General features: G+C 64.8%; 13 protein-coding genes. 4 read left to right on the top strand and 9 right to left on the bottom strand.

Features of this window, described 5'->3' with window-relative positions; genetic code table 11:
* Positions 1-83: 83 nt before the first annotated feature.
* From V5F77_RS23555 to V5F77_RS23540, 4 genes are all read left to right on the top strand, one after another.
* On the top strand, positions 84-335 hold the full coding sequence (locus V5F77_RS23555) for a TraC family protein (RefSeq protein ID WP_132034876.1): 252 nt from the start codon (positions 84-86) through the stop codon (positions 333-335).
* Positions 336-339: 4 nt separating this feature from the next.
* Complete coding sequence (gene traD, locus V5F77_RS23550; protein ID WP_132034757.1) at positions 340-555, top strand: type IV conjugative transfer system coupling protein TraD; 216 nt, start codon at positions 340-342, stop codon at positions 553-555.
* Positions 542-2,464, top strand: coding sequence for a Ti-type conjugative transfer system protein TraG (gene traG / locus V5F77_RS23545; protein ID WP_132034755.1), 1,923 nt, complete (start codon positions 542-544; stop codon positions 2,462-2,464). Before traD ends, traG begins: the two co-directional genes overlap by 14 nt.
* Before the next feature lie 122 nt (positions 2,465-2,586).
* Positions 2,587-2,844, top strand: coding sequence for a WGR domain-containing protein (locus tag V5F77_RS23540; protein WP_132034874.1), 258 nt, complete (start codon positions 2,587-2,589; stop codon positions 2,842-2,844).
* A 40-nt stretch (positions 2,845-2,884) separates the two neighbouring features.
* On the opposite strand, the gene V5F77_RS23535 is transcribed toward V5F77_RS23540, so the two are convergent.
* From V5F77_RS23535 to V5F77_RS23495, 9 genes are all read right to left on the bottom strand, one after another.
* Positions 2,885-3,199, bottom strand: coding sequence for a DUF736 domain-containing protein (locus V5F77_RS23535; protein ID WP_132034753.1), 315 nt, complete (start codon positions 3,197-3,199; stop codon positions 2,885-2,887).
* A gap of 739 nt (positions 3,200-3,938) precedes the next feature.
* Positions 3,939-4,097: a hypothetical protein gene (locus V5F77_RS23530; RefSeq protein ID WP_165933830.1), complete on the bottom strand. Its 159-nt coding sequence runs from the start codon at positions 4,095-4,097 to the stop codon at positions 3,939-3,941.
* A gap of 261 nt (positions 4,098-4,358) precedes the next feature.
* Positions 4,359-4,652 carry a type II toxin-antitoxin system RelE/ParE family toxin gene (locus V5F77_RS23525; protein ID WP_132034751.1) on the bottom strand — a complete coding sequence of 98 codons (294 nt, stop codon included), beginning with the start codon at positions 4,650-4,652 and terminating at the stop codon, positions 4,359-4,361.
* The gene (locus tag V5F77_RS23520) at positions 4,649-4,957 is read right to left on the bottom strand and encodes a type II toxin-antitoxin system RelB/DinJ family antitoxin (protein WP_132034749.1); all 309 of its coding nucleotides are present in this window, start codon (positions 4,955-4,957) and stop codon (positions 4,649-4,651) included. The genes V5F77_RS23525 and V5F77_RS23520 overlap by 4 nt, the downstream gene beginning before the upstream one ends.
* 116 nt (positions 4,958-5,073) lie before the next feature.
* Complete coding sequence (locus tag V5F77_RS23515; RefSeq protein ID WP_132034747.1) at positions 5,074-6,000, bottom strand: ArdC family protein; 927 nt, start codon at positions 5,998-6,000, stop codon at positions 5,074-5,076.
* A gap of 309 nt (positions 6,001-6,309) precedes the next feature.
* Positions 6,310-6,894 (bottom strand): hypothetical protein, encoded by a 585-nt coding sequence (locus V5F77_RS23510; protein WP_132034745.1) that lies wholly within the window; start codon positions 6,892-6,894, stop codon positions 6,310-6,312.
* Between the two features lie 425 nt (positions 6,895-7,319).
* A complete protein-coding gene (locus V5F77_RS23505; RefSeq protein WP_132034743.1) occupies positions 7,320-8,993 on the bottom strand; it encodes a ParB/RepB/Spo0J family partition protein in 1,674 nt (557 codons plus the stop codon).
* 260 nt (positions 8,994-9,253) lie between these two features.
* A complete protein-coding gene (locus tag V5F77_RS23500; protein WP_245504808.1) occupies positions 9,254-10,021 on the bottom strand; it encodes a hypothetical protein in 768 nt (255 codons plus the stop codon).
* Positions 10,022-10,294: 273 nt separating this feature from the next.
* Positions 10,295-11,218: a DUF3991 and toprim domain-containing protein gene (locus V5F77_RS23495; protein WP_132034870.1), complete on the bottom strand. Its 924-nt coding sequence runs from the start codon at positions 11,216-11,218 to the stop codon at positions 10,295-10,297.
* Between the last annotated feature and the right edge of the window lie 264 nt (positions 11,219-11,482).

Genomic DNA, 11,482 nt, shown 5'->3' with positions numbered 1-11,482 from the left:
TCTGCCGGGTCGCGCACAGGCGCGCGCCCGGGCAATGGTGTGGGGCATCGCTGATGCTCCCACACGAAAGGCTCTCGGAAATGGTGAAGAAGGCGTCCGGAAAAATCAGGGAGGAGATCGCCCGTCTCCAGGAGCAGCTGAAGCTCGCCGAGACGCGCGAAGCGGAGCGGATCGGCCGTATCGCCCTGAAGGCCGGATTGGGCGAGGTCGAGATCGACGAGGAGGACCTCCTCACGGCGTTCACCGAGGTGGCCGCCGGCTTTCGCAAGCGGCCGAAAACGGCCTCGAAGGCGGACGCGGCTGGCACTTCTCAGGGGGCAAACGGAGCGGCTTGAGCGCATGCAGAGATCGCAAAGCGCGGACGCCCGGAAGAAGGATACGCGAGAGAAGATCGAACTGGGCGGCCTCATCGTCAAAGCGGGGCTTCGCTATGAGAAACGGGCGCTGCTGCTTGGCTTGCTCATCGATGGAGCGGAGCGCCTTAGAGCAAGCGATGCCGAGCGGGCGAGGCTGATGCAGCTCGGCGCAAAGGCGTTCTCGGATGAAGCCGAATAGGATCCTGCTCGCGCTCGCGCCTGCGACACTGATGGTCGGCATCGCTATGGCGACCTCGGGAGGGGAGACCTGGCTTTCTGGTCTCGGCGCAACCCCGCAGGCGAAGGTTACGCTCGCTGCGATCGGGCGCGGCCTCCCTTACGCGCTAGCGGCGGCGCTCGGCGTCATCTTCCTGTTCGCCGCGCATGGTGCGATAGCCATTCGAGCGGTGGGATGGGGCGCTTTCTGCGGAGCCGTCGCGACCACGAGCATCGCCGCCCTTCGGGTGTTCGCCCGCCTGCAGGCTACCGCGGATCGCATCACTGACCACCAGGGCCTCGCGGGCCTCATCGATCCGTCGGTGGCGGTCGGCGTCGCGGCCGTGCTCATGTCCGGGTTCTTTGGGCTGCGCGTCGCGCTGCACGGGAACGCTGCCTTCGCATCGCCGGAGCCGCGGCGGATCCGCGGCCGCCGCGCGGTGCACGGCGATGCGGACTGGATGGCGATGAGTGAGGCCGGCCGACTTTTCCCGGACACGGGTGGCATCGTGATCGGCGAGCGATACCGCGTCGATCGCGACCCGTCGTCTGATCGAGCCTTCCGCCCCGATGATGAGGAGACTTGGGGAACCGGCGGTCGCGCGCCGTTGCTCTGTTTCGACGCATCCTTCGGGTCCTCGCACGGGATCATCTTCGCCGGTTCCGGTGGATTCAAGACGACCTCCATCACCATTCCAACCGCGCTCAAATGGGGCGGCGGGCTTGTGGTCCTCGATCCCTCCAACGAAGTGGCGCCAATCACCAAGGAGCATCGTCGCGCGGCCGGCCGCGCCACCTTTGTGCTTGATCCCCGATCCCCGGAAACGGGCTTCAACGTGCTGGATTGGATCGGCCAGCATGGCGGCACGAAGGAAGAAGACATTGCCGCCGTGGCTTCCTGGATCGTCAGTGACAGTGCGCGAAATGGATCCGCGCGCGACGACTTCTTCCGGGCCTCAGCGCTGCAGCTGATCACGGCGCTCATCGCCGACGTGTGCCTGTCCGGTCATACGGAAAAGGAAAGCCAGACGCTGCGACAGATGCGGGCCAATCTCGCGGAGCCGGAGCCGAAGCTGCGCCAGCGGCTTCAGGCGATTTACGACAACTCCGAGTCCATCTTCGTGAGAGAGAACGTCGCCCCGTTTATCGCCATGACGCCGGAGACCTTCTCGGGTGTCTACGCCAATGCCGTGAAAGAGACGCACTGGCTCTCCTATGTGAACTATGCTGCGATCGTGTCCGGGCGGAGCTTCACGACGGCGGAGCTGGGCGAGGGGCGAACCGATGTCTTCATCGGCCTCGATCTCAAGACGCTCGAGAACCATGCGGGGCTCGCCAGGGTTATCATCGGGGCGCTGCTCAACGCGATCTACAACCGCAATGGTCAGGTCGAAAACCGCACGCTTTTCCTTCTCGATGAGGTCGCCCGGCTCGGATATCTCCGCATCCTCGAAACCGCGCGTGACGCCGGCCGCAAATATGGCGTCAGCCTGCTGCTCCTCTACCAGTCGATCGGGCAGATGCGGGAGGCCTATGGCGGACGTGATGCCAGCTCGAAATGGTTCGAGAGTGCCTCGTGGATCTCGTTCGCCGCGGTCAATGATCCTGAGACCGCGGACTACATCTCGAAGCGCTGCGGCGACACCACGGTCGAGGTCGATCAGGTCAGCCGCGCGTCCCAGACATCGGGAACGTCACGCACCCGCTCGAAGCAGCTCACGCGCCGGCCGCTCATCCTGCCCCATGAAATCCTCCGCATGCGCGGAGACGAGCAGATCGTCTTCACGGCCGGGAACGCGCCCCTGCGGTGCGGTCGCGCCATATGGTTCCGGCGCGATGACATGCGCGCCTGCTCGGGGACGAATAGATCTCATCCGGAGGAAAGATCGTAGGGCCGCACGCAGCGTGCCGAAGCCCTAAGGGAGGGGATACATCAAAGCGTTGAATCGGACCTGCCCGATCGATTCACGAAATGCGTTGGACGTCGTTTCCGGCGAGAGCGACTCTCTGGAGCATGTCACGGACGGACCCACGCCCAGTTCATCTTCGCCGCATCGATCCCGCATTGAACATGCGCCGGTTCTACGTGATCTCGATTCAGCCGACGCTGTTCGGCGGCGCGTCGATGATCCGGAACTGGGGCAGGATCGGTACTGGCGGCCAGTCGCTGATGGAAACGTTCGACACGCCGGAGGAGGCCGATGGCGCGTTCGGTCGGCTGGAGCGGACGAAGCGGCGCCGAGGATATTCGGATCCGTCAGAGCGGAAGTGAGGGCCCTCGCCTTGAGGCGAGGGCCCTTCGGGCGGGGGCCTCAGTCCCGACTCGGCCGGGACCAGATCAGCTGGAAACCTTCCTCGCCCTCCACCTTGACCAGGGTGGCGTAGATCGGAGCGGGGAAGCTCGGGTCATCCAGCTTCACCGAGAGGTAATCGCGATCCGTCTCCCGCGCCGTCTTCTTCCAGGCCGCGCCCAGCTCGACATTCGCGCCCGCGAGAACGCGGAAGTGAGGACCCTTGTCAGAGGGATTGTCGACGCGGACCAGCTTGACCTTGATGTTGAGCGTGAGGGTACGGATGGTGCCGGTGAAGCCGTTGTCGATGGTGGTGAAGGTGCCGATGATAGCCATGTGTCGCAGTCCTTAGATGTTTCTCGGTCGCGCCCATCGCGGCCTCGATAGCGGTCGAGAGACCGGAGGCGATCGGCCCGCACCCTTCAGGGCTGGAACGCAGTGGAAGGCGGCCGGCGAGGGCTTTTTTGCTTCGCGATGCAAAGCCGCTCGGGACCCCGTAGGGGTGGGCGGCGGCGGAAAAAAGCCAGCGACGGACGTTGCGGGAAATAGATCGAGAGCACGCGCCAGCGTGATGGTCCTTCGGTCAGACCAGCCCCGATCGAGATCGCTGGTGGGAGCACCCAGAAGCGTCATCCGGAATGAGATAGGCGATTTCAGATGGCCTCGTTCCGCGCACAATGGAAGCTGCTGCGTGCGTCCACCCACAGCCACCATAAGCAGCTGGATTCGGCGCGAGCATCGCCTTGACGGTCCTGCCGGTGGAGCCCTCACGCCGATGGGGAGCAGCCGGCTTCAACGAACGGCGGGAAGATTGCGCGTGCCTTATCGAGCTGGCCAGACCTTGGCCGCCGATCGGTCTCTTGCTCCATGGCGATGGGGCTGATGGCTCAGCCGTCGCTACGAAAGGAGGCGATCAACCAGCGCGCAGCGCAGGCGGCGAGGGAAGATCTGGCCCGTCTTCAAGGGGCGTGAGGGATAAGAATTCCCACCACGGAGAGGTCGATCTTCAACTCAACCGGCAGTGCGTGCGATCCAACGGTCCTTTGTCCAGCCAGCGCCGACAAAAAAGGGGGGCTTATGCCCCCTCTGCCTCCGTTCGCCGGCGTTCCGCTTCGACGAGCATGTCGTTGAGCTGCCGGAGTGTCTCCTTGCGCTCCTTGACGGTAAGCATGCAGTGCGCAAGCTCCGCGCGCAGCTCGGCGATTTCAGCGTGGATGTCGATGACGGTCTTCATGGAAGCCTCCTTCGTCTTGATGACGAAGGCGAGCCACCGGGCGTTGGAGGGGCGAGTCAGGGATCGCGAAGCGACCGGCGGAGCCGGCGCGTGGGGGAGCCGATTTTGTCGTCGCGCAGCGGCGGAAAAATTGGGAGTACCGCACGTCCTTGAGGCGGCGCGACTGCCGGTATGATGGATGGTCGTTGAGAGAAAGCGGGCCTGGTACAGCGCCGGGGTTTGGCTCTGGTCCAGCGGCGAGGCTGGGAAATCCCCGGCAGGTCAAGTGTCTGTGAACTCGTCTGGCCAGATCTGCGCACCGTGAAGGACGCGCAGGATCCGCACGTTGGTCTTCGTCACCGTGTAGGCGGCGACATAGAACGTGCCGGGAATGACCAGTTCGCGCGTTCCAGGAACACGGCCCGGCCTGCCGCTTTCGGGAAACTCGATGAGCCGGCGGGCGGCCGCGGCAATGCGCTCGTCGATCGAAATGGCGGCATGCGGACTCTCGGCTTCGACGTAAGTGAAGATGGCGTCACGGTCGGACAGCGCGAAGGCGGACCAGACGAGCCTCATGAGCCGGCAGAGCCGGCCTTGCGCAGCGCGGCGTCCCGCCGGGCCGCAAAATGCACATTCGCCTCTTCGTCAGGAGTATCCGGCCGGGCATCCTCGAGCGCCTGCAGCACCTTCGCCCGGAACCAGGCATCATGTGCCTCGCTGTTAGTGATCAGCTCGAGCGGAAGGGTGCCCTCATTGGCCGTCCGCGTCAGCAGGATGCGGACGGCATCGGACACGGTGAGCCCCATGCTCTCAAGGACCGCGGATGCACGGTCCCGTACGTCAGCATCAATGCGGGTCTGGACAAGTGCATTGGCTGCCATGTCGATCTCCTTCTCTTCCCACAATGTAATGCAAATGAATGACGATTGCCAGCATCACATCGTCTGTGCTGTGTATCCTTGAGGAAGGGCTCATGCTCTCCATCGCAGAGCAGGCATCAGGCGGCATCTCGGCCCGCCCCTGACTGCGGCTGGAGACCGTGAAGGAAGGAAACGGCGCGCTGCGCATGGGCGGCCGCGGAGAAGATCGCCCGCTTGTCATTAGCAAGCACGGTGAGCCAGCTGCCGATGTAGGCGGCATGATCGGGCCGTGGCTCCAGCTCCGGCGCGATACCGAGATCCGCGCAAAGCAGGGCGGAGCCGATTTCCGCGACCAGTTCCTCGCGAGCGCGCTCGCTTCGATCCTTGGAATAGCGGCTGAGATCCCTGCCGACGCGCTCCGTAGGGGCCGTCCAATGGACCGTTTCATGGCCGAGCACGGCGACATACGATGCCGCATCGCGGAACGTCTCGAAAGCGGGCATCTGGATGTGATCGGTCGAGGGGGAATAGAATGCCTGCCCCCCGCCGTGGCGGATGACGGCGCGCGTGTTGGCGAAGAAGCGGTCGGCCGCTGCGATCCGTGCGACCGGATCGAGAACCGGCATGGGCCGATGGTGATAGTGTTCGGGCAATCCCTCGATCTGCGCGACGTTGAAGACGCTGTACGCCTTGAGGAACGGGACCTCCCGTTCGACCTCATCGCCTCGTCCATCGGTCTCCGTCTTGGTGAACCGGCTTGCATAAATGACCGTTGCCGCAGACTCGCCCTTGCGGACATGGGCTCCGAGTTCGTTTGCCTGCTTGAAAGTCATCCAGATGGGGGACACGAAGCCACGCACTATTCCTTCCGACCACAGCAATAGGACGTTCATGCCGGTATAGGGCTCACCGTTGTGGCGCAGGGGCCGGGTGATCCGGCCTGTGGCATTTGTCGCGCTCCAAGGCTGCACCCAAGGACGGACGCCCTTCTCCAGCTCGGCGACGATCCGCTCGGTGATGCGCGTATAGAGATCGGCACACAGTCCCTCGTCTTTCCTGCTCATTGTCCTGAACCTCCGCTTGCGGAGCCGCGTCCATCGCGGCCCGTCACGGGGTCGAGGGCCGGGGCCTTCAGAGGGCGGAGCACCCTCCGGGCCGGAACGCAGTGGAGGACGGCGAAGCCGTTGCGCCGTCCACCGGCCACGGCAGGACCCGACCCGAGGCGGGCCGAGATGACTGCTACTGGTCGCTTGCACTCTCTGCCTGGGATCTACTTTCGGAAATGAGGGAGGCGCGATGGGCCGGCCGCTGGCGGCCAGCCGCTTTGCGGGTCGAACCGGGGAGGGCGAGGCCGAAGCCCCGCCCAAGGCCTATCAGCCGAGCGCCGCCATCTGCACTTCGGCCGCCCGGCGATCCACGGTTGGACCGGACGTCTCGGCCAGACGCTCGAAGGGTTTCCAGCTCTCGCCGACAACCTCTTCGTAGGCCGCGGCTGCGCCCTCGGCAGCCATGCAAAGCGCGTGGGCCTGAAGGGCCATGTCGGCTGCGAACTCGCGCCTGCGCTGAGCGGCGCTGTCGAACCCGACCGGGCCGTCACGATCTTCATCCCGGCTGTCGTTGGCGGCCTTGGCGGTCGCGTCGCGAGCTTCGGTCACAGCGCGGCTGTAGAACTGCCCCGCTCCGAAGGCGGAGCTGACATAGGCACCCACGATCCGCTGGAGATGGATCTGCATCGCGCGCTCCGCGAGCCCGTCGCGCAGGCTCTGCGCCGTCTCCACGATGAAGTCCTTGTGGGCCGTGCGGATTCCGTCGCTGTCGATCAGCGAGAGACCGAAGCTCTCGGAAATCCGGTGGACCTGTGCATCATCCGGGCAGGCGAGGCGGACCATTTCAAGGGTTGTACCCTTGCGCAGCGGGACGACACGGGCGGAGGCGCGGGAGGGGGTGACTTTGGCCATGGAACATTCCTTCGTTAGATGTCCCGAAGGCTCGGCCCGGTCCCTGCCGTCCTTCCTTCGGGTGCGGCCCCGAGAAACCGGCGGACAAGCGGCGCTTCATGGTCCGTGGACACCGAGGTGAGCGAAGCTGAGTTGCGCACCCGCGGGGCTGCCGCCCCGCGCCGGGCGCGATCCCTGCTTTGCCGAGACCGGCGTCCTCGGCCGCACCGCGGCGCGCAGCGGCCTTGAAGGGACGCCCGCCGGTTTAAGACCGCGCAAACCCAAGGGGAGAACGACGAGGGCCCTACACAACAGCCGAAAGTGACATAGAGGGAACGCTTGGCCAAAGCCATCCCCTCCCACTCCCCGCAGATCAGGCGTAAAGGTGCCCGAATATGGCGCCGGCCAGAGCCGGCGCCATGTCGATTGGAAAGAAGACACCGGCGCTATTCCGCCGCGATCCGATAGGCCTCATCGACCACAGCGGCTCCTTCCACAGCCTCGGCCGGGTCTCGCTCGGACACCGAGGCACTCTCCTCATCGTCGGCCTCCGCTTCGCCTATCCTGGCGAGCCACGTGGCGAGCTTCGCCGGGTCGGGGGAAAAGAGCGCGGCCGGGTGGACGAAATGCCCGTCCTTGAAGTGCCCCACCAGAGCGGCGCGGGTATCCTTCACCCTCTGTCGCGGCAGCACGGGCGTGTCTGCGCAGGCGCGTTCGAGCGCGGGACGCGAAAGACAGGACAGGAAGTCTTCTGTGCCCATGTTCGGCAGGAAAGTGTCCGCACCGATGGCACTGCCAGCCATGCGGGCTACGATGCCGCTGTCGGATCGATTTTCACGCGCCGACAGGACATCGATGAGTGCTGCGCGCGCGGCGGCGCGAAGGGTGTCCATGTCGAAGGCGAGGTCGCCGCCCTCATCGAAAAGTCGGATGGCGTGCCGCTCCATGCGCGCATATCCGTACACGTCGGAGGAGGCCCCAGACTGGATTGAAACATTGCGCCCAGCAAGCGCGAGCACGAGCAACGCCATCAGCATGTCGTCCTCGATCGGCGCACGCGCGAGGGCCTCATGCAGGGCGTCGGTCCGCAGATCCCCGATCATCTCGACGCCCTTTCGCGTGAGGTCCGGGCGCGAGGCCGGCAAAGCTGGGGCGTCGTCCGGATCCTGGGAGCCAGCCTTGGTCTTCTTGGGCTCTGGCATTCGGAAATGAATGGTCTCCACCTTGCCATCACGATCAAGGTACATCGCAGTCCGGTCGCCCTTGCCTGGCTTGCCATGCACCCGCTCGGCCTTCGGTGGAAGCTGTGCCTGTCCCCATGTGTTGGTCTCCGCGATGATGCCGCGCTTGGGTAGGTTGGCGGTCATCCACTCTTGCTGAGCGCCGAGGAACGCTTCGACATCAGTGGTGTAGCGGCTGTCCTCGTCAGCGGGCGCGAACAGATCCTCCACCCAGGCGATGCCGTACGCTTTGGCGAGTTCATCATCGAAGCTGGCATTGCGCGCATACATCTTCTTCTTCTCGAGCCCGTTCGCGACGTTCGACCAGGAGACTTGCGGGTCGGCCTTCGATGGCTTGTGCTTTTTCCAAACCTCGCGCTGCTCGTCCAAAGATGCCGCAGCGATGATACGCAGCTGCCGCTCGTCGGGTGCGTCGCCCTTGGCCATATGGTCAAGCATCGCGGGGAGAATATGAGCAAGGAGGCGCAGCTTCTTGATCTGGCGGACCGGCAACGCGAGGGCGACGGCGATCGCGTCCTCGGTCCAGCGGAGCGCAACCAGTCGCTCGATGGCGCGCCATTGGTCCACCGGATTGAGCGGCTCGCGTGCGATGTTCTCGACCATCGAGCGCATGGCACCTCCATCCTCGGTCGCATCCGCAACGAGGACGTCAATCTCCTCAAGGCCCGCTGCGATTGCCAACTTCACCCTCCGGTGCCCGGCACTGATGACGTAGCCGTTCCCACCGCCGGCATCAGGGGCGATGATCGGGGGCTGGACGATGCCGACCGCCTTGATAGTCGCGAGCAGCAGCGCGTCCGCCTGCGGCGTGGATTTCGTCTGCCGCGTGCGGTCGGGGTTCTCCTTCAACGCGCGCGGATCAACTTTCATGAGGTGCATGGGAAGCTCCTTTAGAGGCTCCGGACGCGGCGCCCTGCCGGTCCTTCTCGTCTTCTTCTCGAAGACCCCCTCCGGCCCGCGGAGCGGACGGGCCGGCACAACTGCGGCGGAGCATCCCTTTCCGGCCGGCCAAGCGGGGCAATCGCCCCGCGAAGGACGACGGGACGGGATCGCTGGCGGCGCGGTTGAGCTTCAGCGGTGCCGGTCTGGCCGGTCTGCGAGCGGGCTCCTTGCTTCCCTCTTTTCCCTTTCCCCCATCATCAATCCGCCGTGCCGCTTCGGCGGGGCACGGACCGTACGAATGTCATCGTCAGCTCTTCATGCCGCTTATCGTCATCCCAACTCATCGTGACCCAATGAGCTGCTTTACCCGGAACTGAAATCACGATTCGGGCCGGCCGATACTTTGCTCTACGCAAGAACGGATACTTTTCCATGTCCATAGGCGCGAGCAGGAGGACGAAGTTGATACCGAGGATGTTCAGCGCCATGCCCTCGAGTTCGTCTCGTGCGTTCGTCAGCGGCTGAAATTGGAAGCGAAAATGATTTGAGGCCAGGTCGCCAGCATTCATAGTGCAGTAGAGACCAGAACCCTCCGGCCACGTCTCATGTCGATCGAGCATATCGAGTATCAGATCGTCGTGGGCAAACGCGCCTGACAGCTGCTCTCGGCCCCGCGCGAAGGATCCCGAGGCGGCAGCCACCTTAGCCGTCTTCAGAAGCCATCTTTCGAGATCGTGCCCCGACACCAGGGCGTGTTGCCGACCCGTCGCCGTTTCCAGGGATGACTTCAGCGCGGAGAAGAAGAATCCCGCGGCATCGTCGAGCGGGTGCAGGGCGCTATTATGCTTTCGGCAAAGCACATTGGCGGTGAGGTTTTGTGGCCCGATGATCCTCTCCTCACCGTCCTCCAGCCAGGGAAAACCCGCGACCGAAAAATCCCCGGTGCCCGCTAGGACGCGGATGACGGACGCCGAGATGATGTGCTCTCCCGAAATGGTGCCCTCGCAGCTTTCGAGCGCGCGCATGTAGCACTTGGCATGCGACAAGGCTTTAGGAAGGGTCTTGAGACCGAGGGCGGCAGCCGGTTTGTGCCATCGCGTGCCGTCGTGGCAGCACGCATGTGACGCCCTTTTAGATCCGCATGGACACGGCCCCGTGAGGACCGCTTCGATCTTTCGCTTGCGCTCACCCATGCACGCCCCCGTGTCCCGCCACGAATTCAACGCGCAACCCCACGAAAGACAAGCCGGTGAGATCGACATGGCGCTGGCAGGCGACTCTCTGGCGCTGGACGAGCGTCAGGATTTCCTGCCTCCTTCCCTTTCCTGCCCCATCAGCGTTCTGAGGTCCTCGTTCCAATCGGACGCTGTGGGTCGGAGCCGAGCAAACCGGCAGGGGGACGCGACCGTGATCGCAGTGAGACGATCGGCATAGATCTCGCCTTGAGGATTGTTGTCGGTGGCCGCGACGAGATGGATCCCGGGCCGCGCCACAAGGGTGCGGATCGCCGCTTCGGTCGCCGGCGCCCACCCGCCCCCGGTGCTGAGATAAAGACTGTCGTCGGGCAGGCCCTCCAGGGCCGCGAGGCTCATGGCATCGATCGCTGCTTCGGTGACGCAAACGCGGCCGGCATTGGCGGGGCCGAAGCGAAAGAGCACTTTCGCGCCTCCGGCTGCGAAGCCGCGCCAGTCAAGCCCGCGTTCCTCCCACCCGGTGACCGCTCCCTTCTCGTCGCGATGCACCGCCCACATGCTGCCGTATGGCCCCGCCCGAATGCAGTCCTTCCGGACCGCGACGCGCAGGATAGCGTCGGGTATGGCGCGCTCGCGACGGAGATAGCGCCAGGTCGCGGACCCCGGCCACGGCGCGCGGCGCCGCGCCCAGCGTTCGGGTATTCCGAGATCGGGCGTGCGTTTGCGCTCCATCCGAGGCCAGGCGGGTTCGAACGGAACGAAGTCGACAAGCCCCGCCACCCGCCGCAACGCCTCGGCGAAAGGCATTCCGTCGAGATGAGCCACAAGCGAGAAGACGTCGCCCTTGGCGTCCGACCGGGGGTCGAACCAGCCCTGCCCGCGGTGGATCACGATGATGATCTCGTCGCCGCGGCGGTGCTTGACGGCGTTGCGGGTGCTTTCCTTGATGTCGATCGCGAAGCCTGCCTGCTCCAGAACGGCCCCGCAGAGGACGCGGCCCCTCAACGCGTCGATTTCACTCTTTTTCATCCTATTCTCCCGCACGGCTGCGGGACGTCCGTCGCCTTGCCTTCGAACGTCCACCTTGCGAGATCCGCCATGCCGCGAAGACCGGAGCGCGCAGGGGCGCGAGGGACAATCCGGCATATATGCCGGGGCTCGGCTGCGGCGCAGCCTCCCTTGCGCGCGCCCGGGCGTAAGCGGCACCCACTCCAACAGACGAACCCGGCTCAATGAGCCGGTCCCGCCTGGTAGGGGTCGTATTCGTGGTTATGCAGATATCCGCATAACCGA

It is taken from the genome of Roseixanthobacter psychrophilus (genome assembly GCF_043195195.1).
Lineage (GTDB): Bacteria > Pseudomonadota > Alphaproteobacteria > Rhizobiales > Xanthobacteraceae > NCEH01.
This window is presented reverse-complemented; position numbering and strand designations above follow the sequence as displayed.